The 23960-nt window shown below is 64.1% G+C and carries 23 protein-coding genes and 1 pseudogene; 6 read left to right on the top strand and 18 right to left on the bottom strand.

All coding sequences use genetic code 11. The features are described 5' to 3' along the window. Positions 1–668: 668 nt before the first annotated feature. From IVA82_RS00250 to IVA82_RS00210, 9 genes are all read right to left on the bottom strand, one after another. Positions 669–1532 (bottom strand): sugar phosphate isomerase/epimerase family protein, encoded by an 864-nt coding sequence (locus IVA82_RS00250; RefSeq protein ID WP_247389435.1) that lies wholly within the window; start codon positions 1530–1532, stop codon positions 669–671. Continuing rightward, a complete protein-coding gene (locus tag IVA82_RS00245; RefSeq protein WP_247389436.1) occupies positions 1532–2722 on the bottom strand; it encodes a dihydrodipicolinate synthase family protein in 1191 nt (396 codons plus the stop codon). Before IVA82_RS00245 ends, IVA82_RS00250 begins: the two co-directional genes overlap by 1 nt. Before the next feature lie 136 nt (positions 2723–2858). Next, entirely contained in the window at positions 2859–4010 is a 1152-nt protein-coding gene (locus tag IVA82_RS00240) for a Gfo/Idh/MocA family oxidoreductase (protein ID WP_247389437.1), read from the bottom strand. A 5-nt stretch (positions 4011–4015) separates the two neighbouring features. Further along, a complete protein-coding gene (locus tag IVA82_RS00235) occupies positions 4016–5404 on the bottom strand; it encodes a hypothetical protein (RefSeq protein ID WP_247389438.1) in 1389 nt (462 codons plus the stop codon). Positions 5405–5622: 218 nt separating this feature from the next. Further along, a complete protein-coding gene (locus tag IVA82_RS00230; RefSeq protein ID WP_247389439.1) occupies positions 5623–6471 on the bottom strand; it encodes an ABC transporter ATP-binding protein in 849 nt (282 codons plus the stop codon). Beyond that, positions 6468–7460: an ABC transporter substrate-binding protein gene (locus IVA82_RS00225; protein WP_247389440.1), complete on the bottom strand. Its 993-nt coding sequence runs from the start codon at positions 7458–7460 to the stop codon at positions 6468–6470. Before IVA82_RS00225 ends, IVA82_RS00230 begins: the two co-directional genes overlap by 4 nt. A 56-nt stretch (positions 7461–7516) precedes the next feature. Next, positions 7517–8326, bottom strand: a complete 810-nt coding sequence (locus IVA82_RS00220) for an ABC transporter permease (RefSeq protein WP_148737411.1) — start codon at positions 8324–8326, stop codon at positions 7517–7519. Between the two features lie 338 nt (positions 8327–8664). Continuing rightward, a complete protein-coding gene (locus IVA82_RS00215; RefSeq protein WP_247389441.1) occupies positions 8665–9378 on the bottom strand; it encodes a TetR/AcrR family transcriptional regulator in 714 nt (237 codons plus the stop codon). A 153-nt stretch (positions 9379–9531) separates the two neighbouring features. After that, on the bottom strand, positions 9532–10380 hold the full coding sequence (locus IVA82_RS00210) for a VOC family protein (RefSeq protein WP_247389442.1): 849 nt from the start codon (positions 10378–10380) through the stop codon (positions 9532–9534). A 213-nt stretch (positions 10381–10593) separates the two neighbouring features. Here IVA82_RS00210 and IVA82_RS00205 point away from each other — a divergent pair, with 213 nt between their 5' ends. Beyond that, positions 10594–11487, top strand: a complete 894-nt coding sequence (locus IVA82_RS00205) for a sugar kinase (protein ID WP_148737417.1) — start codon at positions 10594–10596, stop codon at positions 11485–11487. An 18-nt stretch (positions 11488–11505) separates the two neighbouring features. Beyond that, complete coding sequence (rbsK, locus tag IVA82_RS00200) at positions 11506–12414, top strand: ribokinase (RefSeq protein WP_247389443.1); 909 nt, start codon at positions 11506–11508, stop codon at positions 12412–12414. 288 nt (positions 12415–12702) lie between these two features. Here the strand turns inward: rbsK and IVA82_RS00195 are convergent, their stop codons facing one another. Then, positions 12703–13419: a peroxiredoxin-like family protein gene (locus IVA82_RS00195; protein ID WP_247383555.1), complete on the bottom strand. Its 717-nt coding sequence runs from the start codon at positions 13417–13419 to the stop codon at positions 12703–12705. Between the two features lie 349 nt (positions 13420–13768). Between IVA82_RS00195 and IVA82_RS00190 the strand changes: the two genes are divergently transcribed. The 4 genes from IVA82_RS00190 (at position 13769) to IVA82_RS00175 (ending at position 17520) form a co-directional block, all read left to right on the top strand. After that, positions 13769–14263, top strand: coding sequence for a DUF302 domain-containing protein (locus tag IVA82_RS00190; RefSeq protein ID WP_247383554.1), 495 nt, complete (start codon positions 13769–13771; stop codon positions 14261–14263). Positions 14264–14273: 10 nt separating this feature from the next. Next, positions 14274–15635, top strand: a complete 1362-nt coding sequence (locus IVA82_RS00185) for an NAD(P)/FAD-dependent oxidoreductase (protein WP_247383553.1) — start codon at positions 14274–14276, stop codon at positions 15633–15635. Positions 15636–15748: 113 nt separating this feature from the next. Further along, on the top strand, positions 15749–16231 hold the full coding sequence (locus IVA82_RS00180; protein WP_247383552.1) for a cupin domain-containing protein: 483 nt from the start codon (positions 15749–15751) through the stop codon (positions 16229–16231). Positions 16232–16317: 86 nt separating this feature from the next. After that, on the top strand, positions 16318–17520 hold the full coding sequence (locus IVA82_RS00175) for an MFS transporter (protein WP_247383551.1): 1203 nt from the start codon (positions 16318–16320) through the stop codon (positions 17518–17520). Here the strand turns inward: IVA82_RS00175 and ccoS are convergent. The 8 genes and pseudogenes from ccoS to IVA82_RS00135 all read right to left on the bottom strand — a co-directional run. Next, on the bottom strand, positions 17517–17672 hold the full coding sequence (gene ccoS / locus IVA82_RS00170; protein WP_247383550.1) for a cbb3-type cytochrome oxidase assembly protein CcoS: 156 nt from the start codon (positions 17670–17672) through the stop codon (positions 17517–17519). The genes IVA82_RS00175 and ccoS overlap by 4 nt on opposite strands. Beyond that, on the bottom strand, positions 17672–19864 hold the full coding sequence (locus IVA82_RS00165; protein ID WP_247383549.1) for a cation-translocating P-type ATPase: 2193 nt from the start codon (positions 19862–19864) through the stop codon (positions 17672–17674). Before IVA82_RS00165 ends, ccoS begins: the two co-directional genes overlap by 1 nt. Before the next feature lie 11 nt (positions 19865–19875). Continuing rightward, positions 19876–20367, bottom strand: a complete 492-nt coding sequence (locus IVA82_RS00160) for a FixH family protein (RefSeq protein WP_247383548.1) — start codon at positions 20365–20367, stop codon at positions 19876–19878. Positions 20368–20386: 19 nt separating this feature from the next. Further along, the gene (ccoG, locus tag IVA82_RS00155) at positions 20387–21853 is read right to left on the bottom strand and encodes a cytochrome c oxidase accessory protein CcoG (protein ID WP_247383547.1); all 1467 of its coding nucleotides are present in this window, start codon (positions 21851–21853) and stop codon (positions 20387–20389) included. Positions 21854–21961: 108 nt separating this feature from the next. After that, a complete protein-coding gene (gene ccoP, locus IVA82_RS00150) occupies positions 21962–22837 on the bottom strand; it encodes a cytochrome-c oxidase, cbb3-type subunit III (RefSeq protein ID WP_247383546.1) in 876 nt (291 codons plus the stop codon). Positions 22838–22843: 6 nt separating this feature from the next. After that, positions 22844–23008 carry a CcoQ/FixQ family Cbb3-type cytochrome c oxidase assembly chaperone gene (locus IVA82_RS00145; RefSeq protein ID WP_015687703.1) on the bottom strand — a complete coding sequence of 55 codons (165 nt, stop codon included), beginning with the start codon at positions 23006–23008 and terminating at the stop codon, positions 22844–22846. A gap of 13 nt (positions 23009–23021) precedes the next feature. Continuing rightward, positions 23022–23756, bottom strand: a complete 735-nt coding sequence (gene ccoO, locus IVA82_RS00140; protein ID WP_247383545.1) for a cytochrome-c oxidase, cbb3-type subunit II — start codon at positions 23754–23756, stop codon at positions 23022–23024. A 12-nt stretch (positions 23757–23768) separates the two neighbouring features. Further along, positions 23769–23960 (bottom strand): annotated as a pseudogene (locus IVA82_RS00135) (cytochrome C oxidase); the annotation flags it as partial.

The raw sequence follows: 23960 nt of genomic DNA, 5'->3' as shown, positions 1-23960 counted from the left end.
CTCCAACATCCCAGGCTGGGGCAAGGTTCCTGCGCGAACCTCATCCAAATGGCGGACGGCTCAGATTTTGGTCGCCCGCTTCGGACGGATACGGGCAGAAGCCCCGCCGCGCATGTTCCCGGACCAAACAAATACCGTCTGTTGAGGGTCATTCGCGACCGGGTCGAGCCAGCAGCAAGTCCGACCAATGTCCGTACTGCCGCCGAGAACGGGAGTCGGTTCAGAGCATTAGGGCCATACTGACCGGTCGAACCAGCCCTGGACGAGTCCTGTGCCACACTGAGCAGCGAGCAGAAGGCGCCCTTCAACACACTGCGACAGGTCGCAGGCCCATGAGGGCAGCGCGACAGCGGGATGAGTTTGGTTGAATCGGCCGAGCCTCGAGCTCACTGACATCACCTCTCCCGTAGGGAGACAGTGTGATCGCATTTGAGAGTCGGGTTTCCCTGCGGCCGATCCTTCGAGACGCCCGCTTTGGCGGCTCCTCAGGATGACGATGGAATGCGCGGCAGCAGTTTCAACGGGCGCCGATGCCGCTAGCCTCATCCTGAGGTGCGCGGAACGCGCGTCTCGAAGGACGAGGCTCGCGCTCAAGCCGCCCAACAGGCCATATGCGATTGGCCCTGCGGCGAGCCCAGACAGCCGATCGAACCTGACTTCATCACGCCCTACACCACCGTCCGATGCCGCTCGATGCAGGTCCGAAGCACCTCGTTCATTGATCTGCCCCACCACTCGTTGGAGAAGATCTCGATCTCCGAGTAGCCGGCAAAGCCCTGCGCCTCGACGGCGGCGCGCAACCGTTTGATGTCGATGACGCCGTCGCCCATCATGCCGCGGTCGTTGAGGATGTCCCTGGTCGGGACCAGCCAGTCGCAGACGTGGAACGCAAGCAGACGATCTTGGCCGGCGCGTGCAATCTGGCCCATCAGCTCCGGATCCCACCAGATGTGATAGACGTCGAGCGCGACGCCGAGCATGCCGGTGCGACTAGGATCGAGCCGGTCGCAGATGTCGAGCGCATGCTTCGTCGTGTTCACGCAGGCGCGGTCCGCCGCATAGGCCGGATGTAGCGGCTCGATCGCCAGCGGCAGTTTTGCCTGTTTGGCGTAATCGAGCATCTCGGCCAACGCCTCTTCGACCTGGGTTCGCGCGCCGGCGATGTCCTTCGAGGTCTCGCTGCCCGGCCGCGAATATTGCGGCAGGCCGCCGACAACCAGCACGATGCAGGGCGCGCCCAGCGCCTTGGCTTCATCGACGCAGCGGCGATTGTCATCCCGCACCTCGCCGCGCCGCGACGCGTCCGAGGTGAACATGCCGCCACGGCAATAGCCCGAAAGCTCGAGGCCGGCCTCGCGCACCGCACGCGCGGCACGCTCTAAGCCGACTGCTGCGACCTGGTCGCGCCAGGGATCGATGGCGCGGATGCCCTGACGCACGCAGGCGTCGATGATCTCGACGAGGTCACCCTGCTTGCGGACTGTCGCCGTGTTCAGCGACAGCCAACGATGGTCGGACGAAAAATCGCGCATCAGAGTTCGATCCCGTGCGAAGCCAGCACGATCTTCATCCGCCGCGTCGCCAGCTCCGGATTGGCGAGCAGGCCGGCTTTGTCGGCCAGACGGAACAGTTCGGCCAGATGCAGCATCGAGCGCGTGCTCTCCTGGCCGCCGGCCATGGTGAAATGATCTTGGTGGCCGTTGAGGTAAGCCATGAACACCACGCCGGTCTTGTAGAACCGCGTCGGCGCCTTGAAGATGTGCCGCGACAGCGGCACGGTCGCCCCAAGCACGTCGTGGAAGCCGGCCTCGTCGCTGGCGGCAAGCCGCGACAGCGCGTAGGACGCCGCCGGCGCGATCGCATCAAAGATGCCGAGCAGCGCGTGCGAGAATCCTTGGCTATCGCCGGCGATCAGCTCCGCATAGTTGAAGTCGTCGCCCGTGTACATCTTGATGCGCTTGTCCAGGCGACGGCGCATGTCGATCTCGCGCTGCTTGTCGAGCAGCGAGACCTTGACGCCGTCGATCTTGGCGGCGTTGCCGTTGATGATGCCGACGGCCGTGTCCATCGCCTTGTCGAGATCTTTCGTGCCCCAATATCCCGTCAGCGCCGGATCGAACATGTCGCCGAGCCAGTGGATGATCACGGGCTCGCGGACCTGCGACAGCACACGGTCATAGACTTTTGCGTACTCGTCGGCGTTGCGGCCGAGCTTCGCCAACGCGCGCGACGCCATCAGGATGATGCGGCCGCCGACCTTCTCGACCGCCGAGATCTGGTCTTCATAGGCGCGGATCACGTCGTCCAGGCTTTTGGCATCCTCCACCGCAAGGTGATCGGTGCCGGCGCCCGAGAATACCAGCGCGTTGCGCCGCTTGGCGGCCGCGACCGAGCGCGTGATCAGCTCCAGCGAGGTTGGCCAGTCCAGCCCCATGCCGCGCTGCGCGGTGTCCATGGCTTCAGCCACGCCGAGACCGAGATCCCAGACGTGCTCGCGGAAGGCGATGGTCTTGTCCCAGTCGACAGCGACCGACAGCCAGGGATCGTTGTCGGCGAAGGGATCGACGACGGTATGCACGGCCGAGAACGCGATGCGGTTCAGCGTGCCATCGAGCTTGGCGGGAAAGGTTCGTGACGCCGCGAGCCGGTAAGTCTCGATCGAGCGGTCGGCCTTCGGCAGCTTCAACGACAGGGACGACATCGGCAGGACGGGCTTGTTCATGATTTCGGACCTCTCCCCGTCATTGCGAGGAGTGAAGCGACGAAGCAATCCAGACTCTCTTCGTGGAGGCATTCTGGATTGCTTCGCTTCGCTCGCAATGACGACTCAACAAACATCGAGACTTATCCAATAGATCTCAGATCTTGATCGGCGCGACGTCGATCCAGCGCCGCTCCTTCCAGCTCTTCAGCGCGGATTCGGCGAGCTGCACGCCCTTGACGCCTTCGAGCAGCGTGAACTTGTAGGGCGCATCCTCGTAGACGTGGCGGATGAACATCTCCCACTGCTCCTTGAAGCCGTTGTCGTAGGTGACGTTGTCGGGCAGCTTCTGCCAGTCGCCGTAGAAATCGTGCAGCCGCTTCTCGTCCGGATTCCACACCGGCCGGGGCGTCGCCTGCCGCGCCTGGATCACGCAGTCGGAGAGGCCCGCGACCGCCGAGCCGAGCGTACCGTCCACCTGGAAGGTGACGAGGTCGTCGCGATAGACCCGCGTCACCCAGGACATGTTGATATGGGCGATGATTCCGCCCTTGAGCTGGAATGTCGCATAGGCGGAATCGTCCGCGGTCGCCTTGTACTTCTGGCCCTGCTCGTCATAGCGCTCGGGGATGTCGGTACTGCCGATGCACATGACGCTCTCGACCTCGCCGACCAGATTGTCGAGCACGTAGCGCCAATGGCAGACCATATCCAAAATGATGCCGCCGCCGTCCTCGTCGCGATAGTTCCAGGACGGCCGCTGCGCCTCCTGCCAGCCGCCTTCGAACACCCAATAGCCGAACTCGCCGCGCACCGAGAGGATGCGCCCGAAGAAGCCGGAGTCGCGCAGGAAGGCGATCTTCTTCAGGCCCGGCAGGAACAGCTTGTCCTGCACCGTGCCGTGCTTGACGCCCTTGGCGTTGGCGAGCTTGACGACCTCGAGCGCTTCTTCAAAATTCGTCGCAATCGGCTTTTCGCAATAGACGTGCTTTCCGGCATTGATGGCCTGGGTCAGCAGGCCGGGCCGCGCCTGCGTGGTCGCGGCGTCGAAGAACATGGTGTCGTTCTTGTCGGCGAGCGCCGCATCGAGATCGGTGGTCCAGCGGGTGATATTGAACTGCTTGGCGAGCCGCTCGACCTTGTCCGCACTGCGGCCCACCAGGATCGGATCTGGCATCACGCGGTCGCCGTTTTTCAGCCGGACGCCGCCCTGGTCGCGGATCGCGACGATCGAGCGGATCAGATGCTGGTTGAGCCCCATGCGGCCGGTGATGCCGTTCATGATGAGGCCGAGGCGTTGGGTGGTCATGCCAATTACTCCCAAGGTGATTTTGGCTGTTCGAGCGGGGCCAGCGCCGACCAGTCCGGATGGACCGACGTCGCAAAGCCCGTTGCGTGAAGCGATCCCGTCAGGAGATCGCCGTGGTGAATGTTGAGGCGGACGCCCTGCCCGGTGTCGGCGTAGAGATCAGGGTGCGCGGCCGCGAAAGCCTCGGCTTCCGCGGCGGGCGCATCGCCGAAGCCGTCGACATAGTGGTGGCCGTTGCGCTCGGCGTGCGCGATGCCGATAAAGGCGCCGAGTGCAAGGTCCTGTTGAATGGCAAGCCCAGCCTGGCAGGTCAGGTCCTCGCCGGTCACGAAGAATTTTTCGCCGCCAGTGCTCCATTTCGCCGCACGGGTCGCGTTGACGATGGACTTGTGGAGCCCCTTGCAGGACTTCGAGGAGATGCCGTGATAGCCGAGCGCACGCGCGGATGGGAACGCGTCGTAGGAATCATCGGCCTCATCGATGATGAAGTCGCGCCCGGCGAGCGAGCCGAGCGGCGACTGCCGCGTGATGTCGCGCGGCATCGGCTGTTCGATATAAAGCAGGCGTGACGAGATCGACCTCAGCGCGGCATCACGATCAAGCCGATCGATCAGCGCATGCAACGAGGCGAGATCGGCATATTGCTCGTTCGCGTCGAGGGTGACTTTGTAGTCATGAGCGAGCGTGTCGAGCTCCTTGCCGATACGCGCCAGCCTTGCCGTGTCGGCCGCGGGATCACCGGAGAGTTTCAGCTTGAAGTAACGCGCGCCGGCGTTCTCGCGGACATCGGCGACGCCGCCCTCACCTTCAATGGTGTCGTCGAGGCCGACGGTATGCCTGACAGCAACCCGCGGCAGCGGCTTTCGGCCGGAGAGAAACGTCGTGAAGTCCGTTTCCTTCAGGTCAGGCGAAAGCCGCGCATCAATACCAGCAATGTTGCCGGCCATGCCGTCAAAAAAGCTGGTCTCGGCGGCGCGAAGCAGCGCATCGAGGATCGCCTTGTCGATCTCCGCCAGGCCATAGGCGGCGGCAAGCGGCGGAATGTTCTCTTTCGCGCAAGCCGCGATCTGGGCGCCCATGCACGAGGCATGCAGTTCGAACGCCGTCTGGAATCCGGTCTGCGCCAGATAAAGCTCGCGTGCGATCTGAAGCGATCTTCGCAGCCCGTCGACCGTCTGCGCCGCTGACAGCTCCGGCCGCTTGTCGAACCATTTCGGCACCAGCAGCTCGGCGCTGGCGCCGACCGCGCTTCCCCTGCCCTCGACCTCGATCTCGACCCGCACGAACAGCTGCGGCGTCGCATTGATCGTGATCGCGCCAAAGCGGAACGGCCGCGCGAAATGCACGGGACGTTCGAAGAAGGCGATCTCTCGCAGCTTCAGGCGCGGAGCCATGGTGCTAAAACCACGCGAGGTGAATTTGATGCGACAGGCATGGCCGCGGGCGGCTCGCCTCTCCCGCTTGCGGGAGAGGTCGGCGCGTAGCGCCGGGTGAGGGTTCTCTCCTCAGTGGGACAGTCCCGATGCAGGAACACCCTCTCCCCAACCCTCCCCCGCAGGCGGGGGAGGGAGCGTAGCGAGCATGTGGTCCGTTTAGAGAAGACCATCCCCATCTAATCCAATGCCCCTTGCGAAAAGAAATGCTTGCGGATGCGCTGCACGAGCTCGGTGAAGACCGGATCGGCCATCACGTCGAGCGAACGCGGGCGCGGCAGCGGCACGTCGTAGATTGCGGCGACCGCACCGGGCCGCTCGGTCATGACCAGCACGCGGTCGGCGAGGAACACCGCCTCGGGAATCGAATGCGTGATCAGCAGCACCGTCTTCCTGGTCTCGCGCTGGATCCGCATCAGTTCTACGTTCATGCGCTCGCGCGTGAGCGCATCGAGCGCGCCGAACGGCTCGTCCATCAGCATGATCCTGGGATCGTGCACCAGCGCGCGGCAGATCGAGGCGCGCTGCTGCATGCCGCCGGAAAGCTGCCAGGGCAGTTTCTTCTCGAAGCCTTCCAGCCCGACCAGCTTCAACAGCGCCTTGGCGCGATCGAGATATGTTTGCCGCGGCAGCCGCTTCATGTCGATCGGCAGCATCACATTGGAGAGAATGTTGCGCCACGGCAGCAGCAGCGCATTCTGGAAGACGATGCCGACATTGCCGTGCGGCTTCGTCACCTTCTCGCCCTCGACCAGGATCTCGCCTGATGTCGGCGGCAGCAATCCCGAGATCAGCTTGAGCAGCGTGGACTTGCCACAGCCGCTTGGGCCGACCACGACGAAGAACTCGCCGTCATTGATGTGGAAGTCGAGCGGCCGCAGCGACGGCACGTCGCCATCGCGCGTCCGATAGGTTTTGGACGCGCCGGACAGTGTGATGCCCGACGCGCCGCTCGCGGCCCGGTCGCTCACCAGTCTCAGATGCGCGGCCGGCTGCACGGTATCATTTGCTAGGGGCGCTGGTTTCACGAATCGCCCTTCGGCAGATAGTCGTTGGAGTAGAAGGCCTTCGGGTTCTCCTTGGCCTTGGCATCGAGGCCGCCATATTCGACCATCAGGTTGACGCTATCGGTCATGTTCTGGTCGGTGACCTGGAATGGCCGCTTGCTCTTGGTCTCGGGCGTCCGGTAGAGCGGAATCGTCAACTCAAAGCCCTGCGTCAGTGTCTCGATCTTGCCGCCCTTCGGGTTGGCATCGAGGATCGACTGCGCCGCCGCCTTCGGCTCCTTCTCCGCGGCTTCGACCGCTTTGGTCGTCGCCGACATGAAGCGGCGGACGAGATCGGCATTGGCCTTCACATAGTCGGAGTTGGCGATGATGCCCGAGGAGACCATGTTGATGCCGTAGTCGACGAACTTGATCGGATAGACGTCCTTGCCGGTGGCGTCCTTGATCTTCATCGACTGGTCCATGACGTAGCCGAGCAACAGATCGGCCTGGCCGTTGATGACGGCGTTGAGCTTGGTCTGGCCGTCGCCGGCAACGGTCTGGAAGTCGCTCTCCTTCAGGCCGGTCTTCTTCAGGAACAGCGGCCAGATCTGGGTCATGGAATCCGCCGGCGTGATCGCCACCGTCTTGCCCTTGATGTCCTCGGGCTTCCTGATGTTCTTGTCGGAGAAACCCATGGCGGACATCGGGCTGGTCTGGAGCAGCACGCCCGTTGCGATCACCGGCGCGCCCTTGATCGCGGCGCGCATCATGGTGGGCACGTCGACATAGCCGAAGTCGGCGGTCTTGGCGGCCACAGCCTGCGTGGTCGCGGCCGAACCGCGGCCTTCCTGGATCTCGAGGTCGATGCCCGCGGCCGCATAGATACCCTTGGCCTTGCCATAGTAAAATGGCGCGTGCTCGCCATAGACGTACCAGTTCAGCATCAGTACGACCTTGTCGGCCGCCTGTGCCGGCATCGCCGCGAACACCATCAGCGCCACTGATGCAGCTCCTATCCACCGCTTCATCGTCACTCTCCCTTGTCGTTGTTGCCCGGCCGTTGGTGGCCGTTGGTTGCTCTGTTTTAAGAAGCGAAAATCACGTCCTCGCGCTGGCTGACATGCCAGGGAATGATCAGTTTCTCGATCCGGTCCACGATCCAGAACAGCACGACGCCGAGCAGCGCGAGGATCACGAGGGCTGCGAACATCGTCGGCAGGTCGAAGGTTCCGATCGAGCGCTGCATCACATAGCCAATGCCGGAATTGGAGCCGACGAACTCGCCGACGACAGCGCCGACCACGGCAAGCGTCACCGACACTTTGAGGCCGGAGAAGATCGCCGGCAGCGCATGCGGCAGGTTTACCGCGCAGAACACCTGGAACCGGCTGCCCTGCATGGCGCGGGCGAGATCGACCATGTCAGGGTCGACCGATTTGAAACCCTGCACGGCCGAGACCACCACCGGGAAAAAGCCGAGCAGGAAGGCCGAGATCACTTTTGGAATGATGCCGAAGCCGAACCAGACCACGAACAGCGGCGCAATCGCGATCTTCGGCACCGATTGCGAGAACACCAGCAGCGGATAGACGTAGCTTTCGACCGTTTTCGATCCCGCGATCAGCATCGCGACGGGAATGCCAAACAGCGCGGAAAGCGCGAAGCCGCAGACCGTGGCATAGGTCGTCGGCCAGGACTGTCGCAATAGTTCCGGCCAGTCCGTGCGCAGCACCGCGATGACATCGCCCGGCGACGGGATCTGGTAGGCGGGGATCTTGAACAGCCGGATCGCGAGATCCCAGGCCACGACGATGAACACCAGGAACAGAAACGGCCGAATCCAGGCCGCATTCAGCATCTTGGACACCGCACTCTGCGGCTTCAACTCAGCCACGTCTCACTCCCGGTATTCTTGTTCGTTCGGGGAGAAATTAACCCGTTGGATAAATACTGTCCAGAGCTTTCCGTGTGACCTTTTGCGCGGGGGTTCCGGGCAAGTTTGGGCTTTTGAGATCGAAGACCTGGCCAAATCCTCGGCGTCGTCCTGGCGAAGGCCAGGACCCATAGCCACAGGGTGAAATTTGGCGAAGACCGGTCGTTCGGGATTAGCACCGCGCACAGTCGATAGATCACGCGGTATGGGTCCCGGCCTTCGCCGGGACGACGATGGAGAGGCATATCGCGTCAAACGCACTCATCAGCGCGAGGGCCGAAGCGACGAAATCGCAGCCGCTACACCGTCTGCGCCACAGCCGCGCCCTTCTTCGGCGGCTTCACCACATCGAACAGCGCGGCGGACTGCCCCGTCAGTGCCGCCAGCACGAGACCGACCATGTGCGCCAGCCGCTCGGCCTTGGCGTCCTTGGCGAGCAGGTCGCGGCCGAAGATCACGCTCAGCGTGGCCGAGTTCGATAGATAAAAGAAGCAGAGCCCCGCGATCGAGATGTAGAGCTGGACGGGGTCGACCGCCACCGGGAAGTCGCCGCTCTCGACGCCGCGGCGCACCACGGTGCGGATCATCTCGACGAAGGGCGAGTGCATCGACTTGACCTTGGCCGAGCGCTTCAGATGTTTTGCGCGCGCGAGGTTCTCGGTCTGGAGCAGCGACAGGAATTCGGGATTGCGCAGGAAATAGTTCCAGGTGAATTCGATCAAGCGCCGGATCGCCTCGGGCGGGTCGAGGTGTTCGAGATCGAGCCCCCGCTCCTCGCTGCGGATCTTGTCATAGGCGCCTTCGAGCACCGCGAGATAGAGATCGTCCTTGTTGCCGACGTGATAGTAGAGCATGCGCTTGTTGGCGCCGGCCTGGGCCGCGATGCGGTCGACGCGCGCGCCGGCAAGGCCGTGGGCCGAGAATTCCTGCTTGGCGGCTTCGAGGATGCGCAGCCGCATGCCCTCGGGGTCGCGCTGCCATCTCGGATTTCGCTTTGCCTTTGCCTTCGCCAAACCGGTTGCTCGCTGAGGTGCTGTTAACACGCATGTAACATGCGGGCGCCGTCATTGCGAGGAGCCCTTGCGACGAAGCAATCCAGAATCCCAGCGCGGAGACAGTCTGGATTGCTTCGCTTCGCTCGCAATGACGAGTGGAGAGAACGGCGGCTAATCCACCGGCTTCGGCGAACGCTCCAAGAGGACGGTCTGGATTCCGCAGGTGCCGGTCCGGACCGTCATCACCCGCGTGCCGGGCTTGCGGCCGTTGCGGACTTCGGTGACGTCAAGGCCGGCGGCGATCAGGCGGGCGCGTGTGGCGTCGATGTCCGTCACCCGCCAGCTCAGCCCCCACAGACGATCATGCAGGGTATCGCCGCCTGCGATCGGGCGGCGCACCACCTCGACGATGAGGTCGCCGCAGCGGAAGAACATCAGCTGGCCCCAATCCTGATGCGAGCGGTCGAGCGCCAGGTCGAGCCCGAGCCGCGCGCCGTAAAGTGCGGCGGCACGCTCGGAATCCTCGGTCGTGATCACGACGTGGTCGAGCGCATCGATCGGCGCGATGTCGGTCGCAGCCGACAGCGGGCGCTCCTCGGCCAGCTCGAGGAAGAACATGCGCACGCCCCGCGTCAACTCGGTGGCCGCACGCGTGCGCTTCCAGTGCAGGACGGCGTCAGTTTCGGCGTCGCTGCTTTCGACCTCCGCGACGGGCTCAGGCCTCAAGGCCACCCGCTCCAGCCGCCGGTGCATCCGGCCCATGTCTGCGACACGGAAGCACAGGCTGGCGAGCACGCCCTCGTGGTCATCCAGCAGCGCGCGTGTCCGGTCCGCCGCCACGCTGAAGCCACTCGGCGCCATCAGCTCGATCGTCATGTTCGCGAGCGTGAACAGCACCCGGTCGGCGCCCTCGCCGGAATTCTGCCAGGCCGGCGGACGCCCCAGCAGCGTCTGATAAGCCGCCTTGGCCGCACCGATATCGCTCACCAGAACGACGACGTGATCGAGGCCGGTGATCATGCTCCCCCCCCTTTTTGTCGACGTGGAACATCGGTCCGAAAGACGGCATTTGTCCGGGCTTGGCATTGCCCGATGATGGTCGTATTCGGGCCCCAAGCTGACCTCAAGCGCTTCGGGCGGCCGATTTGCGAATAATTTCAGCGTCCCATCAGCGGAACCGGTGCTAGAGTAAAGCCAGCCGGCCGGGACCACAAAGCGCATCACGGACAAGCAATGCAGGCTCTTTTTATCGGACAGACCTATATCGACGTCGTCTTCATCACCGACCACATGCCGACCGGCGACGAAAAGCACGTGGCCTCGGACTACGCGGTCTCCTTCGGCGGCAACGCGGTGACGGCGGCATTCTGCTGCGCCAAGCTCGGCATCGTGCCCGACATGATCGCCACGGTCGCCAATGACTGGCTCGGGCGCATGTTCCAGGACATGTGCGCGAAATACGCGATCTCGCTGCATGGGCGCAAGGTCAACCAGTCGTCACTGTCCTTCATCATGCCCAAGGACGGCAAGCGTGCCATCGTCCGCTGCCGCGACGACGAGCACATCCATCCGTTCCCGATGCTCAACCTCGGCGGCTGCCGCGCGCTGCATGTCGACGGCCATCAGCCCGATGCCGCGATCCACTACGCAAAGGTCTGCCGCGAGGCCGGCATTCTGACCTCGCTCGACGGCGGCGGCCTGCGCACCAACACCCACGAGCTTCTCGAATACATCGACGTCGCCATCGTCGCCGAGCGGCTGTGCGAGCAGATGGATCTGACGCCGGAGAAAATGCTCGACTATCTCAAGGGCCGCGGCTGCAAGATCGGCGGCATCACCATGGGTGAGAAGGGCCTGCTCTGGTACAACGAGACCGGCGCGGTCGAGACCATGCCGGCGATGCCGATCCCGCGCGAGCGCGTGATCGACACCAATGGCGCCGGCGACGTCTTCCACGGCGCCTATGTCTATTCGTACCTGGCCCATCCCGGCAAAAGCTGGCGCGAACATTTCGACTTCGCCCGCGCCGCTTCGACTTACAAGATCCAGCGCCTCGGCAACGAGGCCGGCCTGCCCACTCTCGTCGATATCGCCAAAGTCAGGCACGAGTTCGAAGTCAGGGTCTAGCTCTTCCTGGAGTGTCGCATGGGACGCGTCTTCGTTGCCGGCAGCATCAACATGGATGTGGTGGCGACAGCCGATCGCCACCCAAAAGTCGGCGAGACCGTCGCCGGCAGGCAGGTGCTGTATTTTCCGGGCGGCAAGGGCGCCAACCAGGCCGTTGCAGCGGCGCGGCTCGGAGCCGGGACCACGCTGATCGGCCGGCTGGGCAAGGATTCCTTCGGCGCCGAGCTGAAGACTTTCCTCCGCGATCAGGGCATCGATCTCGGTTACCTCCAGGAGAGCGCCGAAGCGCATACCGGCACTGCGATCATCACGGTCGCCGAGACCGACAACACCATCGTTGTCATTCCCGGCACCAATGCGCTGGTCGGCGCCGACGACGTCAACGTCGTGCCGCTGGTGCAGGGCGACGTCGCCGTCAGCCAATTCGAGATTCCGCTGCCCGCGATTGCCGCCTTCTTCCGGCGCGCACGGGCAGCCGAGGCGACGACGCTGCTGAACCCGGCACCGGCGCAGAGATTCTCCCGCGAACTGCTCGCGCTCGTCGATGTGCTCGTGCTGAACGAGACCGAGCTCGGCTTGCTCGCCGGCGTCGAACTGTCCGAGGACGACGATGCGGTACGGATCGTCGATGCGGCACGTCAGCTTCAGGCTAATCAGGATCAGACGATTTGCGTCACCCTCGGCAAGCGCGGCGTGCTCGCGCTCGCCGGCCATGAGGAATTTTTCGTGCCCGGCCGTGTGGTGAAGGCGGTCGACACCACCGGCGCCGGCGACTGCTTCGTCGGCGCGCTGGCGGCGCAGTTCGCCCGCGGCGCAGCCTTGCGCGACGCCCTCGCCTTCGCCAACGCGGCTGCATCGATCAGCGTGCAGCGCATGGGCGCCGGGCCGTCGATGCCGACGGCGGCCGAAGTGGCGGCTGTGTTGTAGGAGCCTCTTCGCCTCTCCCCGCGTGCGGCAGGGCAATCGCATATGGATTTCACGAGGATTGTCCATGGGCCGCCTCTCCCGCTTGCGGGAGAGGCCGACGCGCTCGCAGAGCGCGGCGGGTGGGGGCTCTCGCCACGACGGGATATCCTCCCCCAATCTCAACAATCCCGACGCGGAGACACCCCACCCCAGCCCTCCCCCGCAAGCGGGAGAGGGAGCCCACTGCCGATGTCGCCGCATCGTGCGCTCCATATGCGATTGCCTGGCACAAGCGGGGTGAGGTGAAGATCAACGCTCCCGACTCGCCATCTCGAGCTCTGCGAGCAGATCGTCGATCTCCATACGCTTGCGAAAATCCGGATCGACGAAGCGGGCCTTCACGATCCCGTCGCGGCCGACGACGAACACGGCCGGGATCGGCAGCATCCAGCCATCATTGCCGTGAAATTTCGCCATGTCCTGATAGGACAGCAGCCGCTGGATCTCGGCGCCAAGCCAGATCGCCAGGTTGAGCGACAACGCATAGCCGTTGTCGAGATCGGTCAGGATCGGGAATGGCGCGCCAGCGTCGAGCCTGAACGTCCTGGTATATTCCTGCGTCTCCGGCATGATCGCGACGACCCGCGCGCCCATCGCATCGATACGATCCTGTGCCTGGATCACCGCGCGGACATTGAGCCGGCAATAGGGGCACCAATGGCCCCGGAAGAACATCACCGCAACCGGCCCGTTCTCTAGCAGCGACGGCAACGTGACGAGACGTCCGCTCTCGTCAGGCAGCATGAACGGCGGCATCGCATCGCCCGGACGCGGCGCGCTCTCGCCGCCGCCGTTTCCGTTCAATCTGGTCACCAGATGATCGACCGCCTCGCCATAGGCGGGAAAGATCTCGCGCCCGGCATCGGCATAAGCTCGGAGCTGCTCGTTCAGCGTGCCCTCCATGTCCTTGCAGCGCTGGAAGGCAAGCTTGAGCCGTTCGGCATCGGCCGGCGAAAGGGATGTCATTTTGCGCTCCCGCTTTCAGTTCAAATACTACTCGCGTAGTCCGGCCGCCCGCAAGGGAAGCCGTTAGGAGAAGGCCGATGTGGCGACAACCGCGAATGCGGCGCTGGCGATGAGAATCTTGGACAGTTTCACGGGACGCTCCTCCGGATAGACGGGTCCGCCCGCCCCGCCATCAAACAGTGGAAGCCGCCCCGGCGGAAATGCCGATCCACAATCGGTTCGATAGCCGAAACGTATCGCGCCACGATAGCGCGGGGCTATCGCGTTCAGAGTCGTTTCGCATTTCACTCGGCAGAGCGCCGCCTCCATCCTAGCCGCGATCCAAGCTGCCACTCACAGGAGGACTGCCATGAACCGTCAAATCGCATCGCGCCTTGCCAACCTCGCCACGTCGCTTCTGCTGCTTTTCCTGCTGCTGTCGGCCGCAACATCGGTTGCACGAGCCGACAGTGATGACGGCATCGTCCGCGTCAAGAGCGCGATCCCTTTGTCGGAGGCGATCAGCCGCATCAAGGCGGACATCGCCGCAAAGGGCATCAAATTCTTCCTCGAAGTCGATCAGTCCAAGCTTGCCGCCGACGCTGGAATCAAGCTTCGCCCCTCCACCCTGCTGGTCTTCGGCAATCCGCCGCTCGGCACGCAGTTCATCACCTCCAACCCCAACGCCGGGCTCGACTGGCCGGTCCGCCTGTTGTTGACCCAGGATGGCAATGGCGACGTCTGGGCCGTCTGGACGGATTTCGACTGGATCGCAAAGCGCCACAACATCCGGAATCGCGAGGCGCAGTTCAAGATGGCGACCATGGTCGTCAAGTCCATCACGGCCACCATCACCGCCAAATAGCGAGGGTCCGATGGTGTGCCAAACATTCGATGTCGTCATCCTCGGCGGCGGCAATGCCGGGATCGGAGTGACCGGCCCCGTCCGGCGGGCCGGACTCTCCGTCGCGATGATCGAGCCGCTCGATCTCGGTGGCACCTGTCCGAATCGCGGCTGTACGCCCAAGAAGGTTCTGGTCGCCGCCGGCCAGATGCTGCACGACATCGAGCGCGCTGCCGTTCATCATATCGCAGTCGGCAAGCCGCGGCTCGACTGGGCGGCGCTGATCGACCGCGAGAAAAACATGATCAAGGATATCCCCGCCAACCTCGCCCGCGCGATGGCGCGTCGCGAGGTCGAAGTGATCAAGGGGTATGGCACCTTCGTTGCGCCCAGCACCATTCGCGTCGGCGATCGCGTGCTCGAGGCCAACCACGTCGTTATCGCGACCGGTTCGAAGCCGCGGCCGCTACCGATCGCCGGCGCCGAGCACATGATCACGTCGGACGCGATGTTGAGCGATCGCGACTTGCCGGCTTCGGTCATCTTTATCGGCGGCGGCGTAATCTCGCTGGAATTCGCGCACATCTACGCGCGCGCCGGCGCCGGAGTGACGGTTCTCGAGGCGCTGCCACGACTCCTGCCGGCAATGGACGCCGATGCCGTCGCCCAGTTGCAGGCGGAGAGCGAGCGCATCGGCATCAAAGTCGAGGCCGGCGTGGGCGTGCGGAGAATCGAACGGACCGGCAGCCGGTTCAGGGTGGTCTTTACCCGAGATGGGGTCGAGCACGCGGCCGAGGCCGATCGTGTCGTCAACGGTTCCGGCAGGGTGGCCAATACAGGCTCGCTGGACCTTGCGGCCGGCCAGGTCGAACATACGAACGGACGAATCTCGCTCGACGGCCACTTGCGTTCGACCTCAAATCCACGGGTTCATGTCTGCGGCGATGCCGTGCCGATCTCGCCGCAGCTTTCCCCGGTTGCAAGCTATGAAGGCGACATCGTCGGCGGCAACATCGTCGACGGACCACGACATGCGCCCGACTACGCCGGCATGGCTACGGCGGTCTACACCGTGCCGGCGCTTGCTGCCGTCGGTCTGACAGAAGCGACGGCACGGCACAATGGATCCGCCATCGAGGTTCACGTCAACGACATGCGCGACTGGTTTTCCGCCCGCTCCTATGCCGAGACCGTCGCATGGTCCAAAGTGATCGTCGATCGCACCACCGACCGTGTTCTCGGCGCGCACTTTTTCGGCCATGCGGGCCAGGAGCTCATCAACATCTTCGGGCTTGCGATCAAATTTGGCATCACGGCCAGCCAGATCCGCGACAACGTCTATGCCTATCCGACCTTCTCCGCCGACATCAAGCACATGCTTGGGCACGCATAGCGGCTTGCTATGGTTTCGAGAGATACACGGCATTTAAACCAACACGAGATCTCGACCAAACTGATATCGCAGCCGCGGCATTCGAGGTCGCGGCCAACAGAGGAGACTTCCCTATGTTCAACAACATCGGACTTTCCCGGGCGATCTTACCGGGTTTTGCGCTCGTCGGCGCGCTGATGCTCTCTACGCAACCGGTGTTCGCCGGCGAATGCCCGGCCGACAAGATCAAGCCGAACGCGCGGCAGATGGTCGACTACAAGCCCGTCGGCGTTACCGACGTGACACTCGGCATGATCGACCTCGGCAAGCAGCCGGCGCATATCGAAGGCCGCGAGCTGCGCTTCCGCAAGCTGACTATCGAGCCCGGCGGCATCGTGCCCTGGCACAGCCATGACGATCGCCCTGCCCTGATCTTCGTGCAGCAGGGGGAGATCGTCGAATATGCCTCCAACTGCGTCGATCAGATCGTGCACAAGGCCGGCGATCTTCGCCCCGAAGTGTTCGGGACCTCGCATTGGTGGAAGAACCTCGGCAAGGAAACCGTGATTCTTTATGTCGGCGACGTCCGCAAGGATCCGCACGACCACAACATGTAACGAGTCTTTTGGTATCCCGTCATTCCGGGTCTGGCGCCCGGTGCGCCGTCCCGGAATGACAGCAAAGGCTGCACAGGAATCGTGCCATGACCGATCTGTCCGCGCAGATGAAACCGACAGCCACGCAGATGGGTGAGCATTCGCCGGGCGTGGCTTTTCGCTCCCTCGTGATCGGATTGACCGCATTCCTGACTGTGGTCGACCTGTTCGCGACCCAGGCCATCCTGCCGTCGTTGACGCGGCATTATGGCGTCACGCCGGCGGCGATGAGCTTCGCCGTCAATGCCAGTACCATTGGCATGGCGATCGCCAGCCTCGTCATTGGCTTCCTCAGTCCGCAGATCAACCGCCGGACCGGCATCCTGCTCAGCCTGGCGCTTCTCGCGATCCCCACGTCCCTGCTTGCGGCCGCGCCCAATCTTGCGGTCTTTACCGCCTTGCGCGTCGCACAGGGCCTCTGCATGGCTTCCGCCTTTGCCTTGACGCTCGCTTATCTCGGCGAGCAATGCAGCGCAATGGACGCGGGCGGCGCGTTTGCCGCCTACATCACCGGCAACGTCGCCAGCAATCTTATCGGCCGGCTGATCTCGGCCGCGGTCGCCGACGGCCTCGGATTGGCGTGGAATTTCTATTTCTTCGCGGCCCTCAACCTGGCGGGCGCGATGCTGGTCTATTTCACGATCAAGCGCGCGCAACCCATGCACACGATGATGCCGACTGGGTCGCCGCTTGCCGCCATGATCGCGCATTGGCGCAATCCGCGGTTGCGGGCGGCCTACGGTATCGGCTTCTGCATTCTGTTCGCCTTCATCGGCACCTTCACTTTCGTCAATTTCGTTCTGGTTCGGCCGCCGCTGTCACTCGGCATGATGGATATCGGATTGGTCTACTTCGTCTTCCTGCCGTCGGTGGTCACGACGTTGCTGGCCGGCCGGATCGCATCACGCCTTGGAACGCGGCCGGCGATCTGGGGCGGCATCGCCGTGGCGGCGATCGGCTTGCCGCTGATGCTGGCGCCTCATCTGAGCGAGGTGCTCACCGGCATGGTCCTCGTTGGTGTCGGAACCTTTTTCGCGCAGGCCGCTGCTACCGGGTTCGTCGGACAGGTGGCGAGCGAGAATCGCGGCGTTGCCAGCGGCACCTATCTAGCCTGCTATTTCTGTGGGGGGCTGGTCGGCACCGCCGTGCTCGGGCGGCTGTTCGACGCCTTCGGCTGGCACGCCTGCATCGCCGGAGTAGGTCTCGCCCTCGCGGCGGCGGCCCTGCTCACGCTCGACTTGAAGCGCTAGCGCTTGACCGGCGGCTCCTCGTCGGCGATTGCCCGCCACGCGGCGCCGTCGAGATCGTCGTACTGCCCGCTTCGGAGCGACCAGAGGAAGGCGACCAAGCCCGCAAGGCCGAGCATCAGCGCCAGCGGCACCAGGATGACCAGGATCTCCATCACGCGATCTCCCGCGACGCGCGGCGTGCCTGCAGCGAATTCAGCATGACCAGGATCGACGATCCGCTCATGGCTGCCGCAGCGATCAGCGGCGTCACGACGCCGCTGATCGCTACCGGCACGGCCAGGACGTTATAGCCGATCGCAAGCCAGAGGTTCTGCCGCATCAGGCGCAGCGCCTGGTGCGAGGAGTCGATCGCAGCGACGACAGGGGCCAGCGGCCGGCCGAGGAAGACGAGATCGGCGGTCGCCTGGCTGAGATGCGCGGCCGAGATCGGCGACATCGAGACGTGCGCTGCCGCAAGCGAGGGCGCATCGTTCATGCCGTCGCCGACCATCAGCACTTTTGCGCCGCGCTGCTTCAATTGCTCGATCCGCGCGATCTTGTCGGCAGGCGTGACGCCGGCGCGCCACTCGATAATGCCGAGAGCATGGGCCGCAGCCCTCACCGCCGGCTCGCGGTCGCCGGAAAGAATTTCGATGCCGATGTTGCGTGCTTTCAGTGCTGCGATCACGACTTGCGCATCCGGGCGCAGCCCCTGACGCACCGTCAGGATGACCTTTTCGGTTCCCTTGGTGAAGGCCACGATGGACGCTTCTGGATCGAGAGCGGCGTCGGCGCCGATCAACGCCTCGGCGCCGCAGAAGGACGGACGACCAAGGCGCATCTCGACACCGTCGATGGTTGCCCGCACGCCCTGCCCGGCCTCCTCAATCGCACCGACGATCGGCGATCGGGCGCCCGCGGCCTGCGCGACCGCGGCAGCCACCGGGTGATGGCTCGACAGCGCAAGTCGACCGGCGAGCTCGAACAGGTCGGCGGGTATATCGGCTGCGTTCGTCACTTCGAGCTCCGGCAGCGTCAGCGTGCCGGTCTTGTCGAAGATGACATGATCGGCTTCGGCGAGCCGTTCGATGGCGTCGCCCGAATTGAGCAGCACGCCCGATTTGAACATCGCGCTCGAGGTCACGGTCTGCACAGTCGGAATTGCGAGCCCGAGTGCGCAGGGACAGGTGATGATCAAGACGGCAACGCCTGACACGATCGCATCGTGCCAGCTAGCGCCGGCGATGACCCAGCCGAGAATGGTGAGGAACGCGGTGGCATGCACCACCGGCGCATAGAGCCGCGAGGCGCGGTCGGCAAGCCGCATGTAGCGCGAGCGCGCCTGCAGCGCGTTGTCGAGCAGTCGCGCGATTTCCGCCAGCAGCGTCGCCTCGGAGGCCGCGGAGACCCGCACCCGCAGCGTGCCTGAAATGTTCATCGACCCCGCATAGACCTGTGTGCCATGCTCGGCCACAACATAGAGCGTCTCGCCCGTGATCAGGCTCTGGTCGATCTCGGAGCGCCCCTCGATCACGGTGCCGTCGACTGCGCAGCGCTCGCCCGGGCGCAGCAGCACGATGTCGCCGGGATGGATCGCCGCCACCGGCACCTGTGAAATCTCATCGGCCCCGACGAATTTCGCCGCGGTCTCCGCCTTCAGCGCGGCGAGATTGCCGGCGACTGCGCGAGTCCGCCGCCGCATGTTCTGGTCGAGGAAGCGGCCGACCAGCAGGAACGTTAGCAGCATGACCGCCGCGTCGAAATAGGCGTGCTCGGCGTGGTGGAAGGTCTCGACCACGGACATGCCGAGCGCCAGGATCACGCCGATCGAGATCGGGACGTCCATGTTCGTCGTCTTCGCCGACAGCGCGCGCCAAGCCGAGCGGAAGAACGGCTGGCCGGCGTAGGCCGCCGCCGGAAGCGCGATCAGCGCCGACAGCCAGTGGAAGAAGTCGCGCTGCTGGGGCAGCATGTCCGAGACGTTGCCTGACCAGACCGGGATCGACAGCATCATCACGTTCATGGTGGCGAACGCGGCAACGCCGAGGCAGCGCAGCAAGAAGCGTGATTCGGCGACTTCGGTCGCCTCCGCGCTCTCCGTCTCGTAGGGATAGGCCTTGTAGCCGAGCTCCTCGAGCCGATCGATGAAACGAGACGGGTCGAGCGTGCCCTGCTTCCATTCCAGCGCGAGGCGCCGGTCGGTGAGGTTCACACGCGCCAGCGTGACGTCGGGAATGGCGGACAGTCCGCGCTCGATTTTGGCCATGCAGCCGGCGCAGTGAACGCCTTCGACCGCAAGATCGATGTGCTGGACGCCGTCGCCCGCGGTCCGGACGTAGTGCGAGAAGTCCCGCGTGACGTGCATGACGAATTCCTTCAGTTCAGGATCACGCGGTTGCGCGACAGGAACACGCGCTGGCCCCGCGTCTCGCCCTCGATCACCAGGTCCCACTGGCCCGGCGCGATGGAAGCGGCATTGCCGCGATAGATGCCGATTCCGGCCTCGGCGAGCTCGACCGTGAGATCGGCCCGCTTGTCGGTCGGCCGCTCCAGGCGGCCGCCGAACTTCAAACCGCTCATGGGAAGGCCGCCGGCATCGCGCGCCTCGACCTCGAGCGTGGCGCCGCCATCGCTACGGCGCTCGATATGGGCATTGACCTGCCATTTGCGTGCGGTCTGATCCTGCGCCGCCGAGATCTCCCGGTCGTAGCTGAGACCGGCGGCATAAGGGCTGTCGACATCGGTGCCGGGCAGCGTCGCGATCGCGAGCTTCGCCATGGTCACGTTGACGCCGATCACGACGCCGAAGAAGGCGACCAGCATCACCAAGACTTTTGTTCCGGTCAGCGGCTTCGGTGCGGATGCCATGGCGAACTCCGGGACTTTCTCAAGGAGAGACGAAATTGTCGGTGGCGGAAGCGGCCTCGCCGAGGCCGATATCGGTGACGTGGAAGCGGACGGGGATCGACTTCTCCGGATTGCCGTCCGCAGGCGCGGTGACGAGCAGCCGAAGCTCGCTGGTGGTGTCGCGCGGGATGACGATCATCGGCCGGTCCGGCGTCACCGAATCCACGCCGACGACGTGAACCGTGACGTTGACCGGACCGTCGACATCGATCGCGATGACGCGGTCGTAGCCGCTCTTGTTGAGCAATCGGACCGTATAGGCGTTGCGGATCGAGCCGTCGCTGAGCCTGACCGCGACCGGGTTGCGGTCGTGCAGCACGTTGACGTCGAGCAGGCTGCGCGTTGCGAGCGTATAGAGCATGATGCCGCCGACGGCTGCGATGATCGCGCTGTAGATGACGGTGCGAGCCCGCACGATGCGATAGACCGGCGCCTTGCCTTCCTGACGGCGGTGGATGTTGATGTCGTTGTCGTAGCCGATCAGGCGGGTCGGCCGGCCGATCTTCGTCATCACGTTGTCGCAGGCGTCGATGCAAAGCCCGCACTGGATGCATTCGAGCTGCGGCCCGTTGCGGATGTCGATGCCGGTCGGGCAGACCGCGACGCACTGATAGCAGTCGACGCAGTCGCCGGCGTGCTCGCCGAGCGCGCGCAGTTCGGCCGCCTTCTTGACCGAGGTGCGCTTCTCGCCGCGGTCATAGCGATAGGTGACGTTGAGCGCCCATTCGTCGGTGAGCGCGGCCTGGATTCGCGGCCACGGGCACATATAGACGCAGACCTGCTCGCGCATGAAGCCGGCGAGCACATAGGTGGTCGTGGTGAGGATGCCGATCCAGGCATAGGCGATCATCGGCGCCTGGAAGGTGACAAGCTCCTTCACCAGCGTCGGCGCGTCGTTGAAATAGAGCACCCAGGCGCCGCCGGTCCACCAGGCGATCAGGAGCCAGATCGAATGCTTGAGCACGATCTCGGAGATGCGCTCGAGCTTCATCGGATCGGACGAGGCGTCCTTCTTCATCCGCTCGCGCCGGTCGCCTTCGATCAGGCGCTCGACGGCGTAGAACAAATCGGTCCAGACCGTCTGCGGGCAGAGATAGCCGCACCAGATGCGGCCGCCGACCGAGTTCATCAGGAACAGCGCCACCGCCGCCACGATCAAAAGGCCGGTGAAGTAGTAGACCTCCTGCGGCCACAGCTCGATGAAGAAGAAATAGAAGCGGCTGTTGGGCAGGTCGATCAGCACGGCCTGGCTGGGGGCGCCGAGGCCGCGGTTCCAGCGCACGAAGGGCAGGAGGTAATAGATGCCGAGGCAGAACGCCATCAGGCCCCATTTGATCCGGCGGAATGTACCGGAGACGCTCTGCGGATAAATCTTCTTGCGGGCGGCGTAGAGCGGCCCGCAATTGTCGTCCGATGTGAGTTCGTTCGGGTTCACGGTCTTGTTCATCGCCTGGAGCTTTTCGAGAGGTGCGATTAAACGTAGACCCGGCGCCGGAGCGTCAGTTGATCCAGCGCAAGCGGGGGCAATTTGTTCGCCCCGTTTTTCGCCGATTCGCTATTTTCCGCCGCCCAGCGAGTGGACATACACGGCCATCGCCTTGATGGTGGCGGGATCGAGCCGCCCTTCCCAGGCCGGCATGACGCCGGCGCGGCCCTGGCCGATGGTCTCGATCAGGATTGCCTCATCCGAGCCGTAGAGCCAGATCTTGTCGGTCAGGTTGGGCGCACCGAGCTCCTGGTTGCCCTTGCCGCCATCGCCGTGGCAGGCGACGCAATTCTCGGCGAAAATCTTTTCGCCCTTGGCGGCATCAAAGTCCTTCCGCGTCGGGAGTCCCGACAACGAGCGGACATAGTTGGCAACCGTGACGATCTCGTCCGGCTTCAGCACGCCGTCCTTGCCGAAGGCGAGCATCTGGCCCTCGTGCGTCTTGGCATGGCCGGAGCGCGCGCCGAACTGGATGGTCTGCATGATCTGGTCGAGCGTGCCGCCCCACAGCCAGTCGTCGTCGTTGAGGTTCGGATAGCCCTTGGCGCCGGCGCCGCCGCTGCCGTGACACGGCGCGCAGTTGTCGCCGAACACGGTCTTGCCCTTGGCACGGGCCAGCGCCAGCAGCGCCGGATCCTTCTCGATCTCGGCCAGCGAGGCCGCACCCAGCGCCACCATCTTGGCTCCACGGATCGTCTCGAGGTTGGCCAGCTCGACCGCGACGTCGGCTCGCGAGGAGTACCCCATCACGCCGCGGGTATTGCTGGAGATCAGCGGCCAGGCCGGATAGATGATCCAGTAGCCGATCGCCCAGACGATGGTGAGGTAGAAGGTGATCACCCACCAGCGCGGCAGCGGCGTGTTGAGCTCCTTGATGCCGTCCCACTCATGCCCGGTCGTGGACCTGCCGGAAACGGAATCGATGTCGTTATGATGATCGGTCATGATCTCTTACTCCTCCCGCAACGGCAGGTGTGCCGCTTCGTCGAAAGCAGCCTTGTTACGGGGCCAGAATGCGTAGGCGATGATCGCGAGAAAGATCGCGACGAAGACCGGCGTCCAGATCGTGGTCACGAGACCGGACGCAAGATTGTCGAGTGTCAGGATGGCTTTCATCGTTCTTGCCTTCTCAGCGAAGATTGGCTTTCTCGTTGTAGAGCTTGAAGTCGACCAGCGTGCCGAGCATCTGCAAGTAGGCGATCAGCGCGTCCATCTCGGTCGGCGTTCCGCTCTTGCCGTCGAAATTGCGCACCACCGCCTTGGCGTAGCGCTTGCCGAAGGCATCGCTGCCGGCGTTGTCCGGATCGGCCTGGGCCTTCATGTCGGCGCCTGCATTGGCGATCTGGTCGTCGGTGTAGGGCACGCCGACGGTCCTCAGCGTGCGCATGTGATCGGCGATCGTATCCGGATCCACCTCGGTCTGCGCGAGGAACGGATAACCGGGCATGACCGATTGCGGCACGATCGCGCGCGGGTTGGTCAGATGGGTCACGTGCCAGTCGTCGGAATATTTGGCGCCGACGCGGGCAAGGTCCGGACCGGTACGCTTCGAACCCCACTGGAACGGGTGGTCGAACATGCTCTCGGCGGCGAGCGAGAAGTGCCCATAGCGCTCGACCTCGTCGCGCAACGGACGGATCATCTGCGAATGGCAGAGATAGCAGCCCTCGCGGACGTAGACGTTGCGGCCGGAGAGCTCCAGCGGCGTGTAGGGCCTGACGCCGTCGACCGCCTCGATCGTGCTCTTGAGGTAGAACAGCGGGGTGATCTCGACCAGGCCGCCGATGGCGATCACGAGGAGGATGCCGACGACCAGGATGATCGAGTTCTTTTCGAAGACTTGGTGGCGTGTCCAGAACGACATGGCTTTAGCTCCTCATTCCGCCGGCTGAAGAGCGACGGGCACCTGGACTTCTTCCGCCTCGCCAACGCGAACGGTCATCCAGAGATTGTAGGCCATGATCAGCGCGCCGATCAGGAACAACGCCCCGCCGGCCGCACGGATGATGTAGAAGGGATGCATCGCCTCGACGGTCTCGATGAAGGAATATTCGAGGAAGCCGAGCGA

The organism is Bradyrhizobium sp. 142 (genome assembly GCF_023074015.1).
Classification (GTDB): Bacteria; Pseudomonadota; Alphaproteobacteria; order Rhizobiales; family Xanthobacteraceae; genus Bradyrhizobium.
This window is presented reverse-complemented; position numbering and strand designations above follow the sequence as displayed.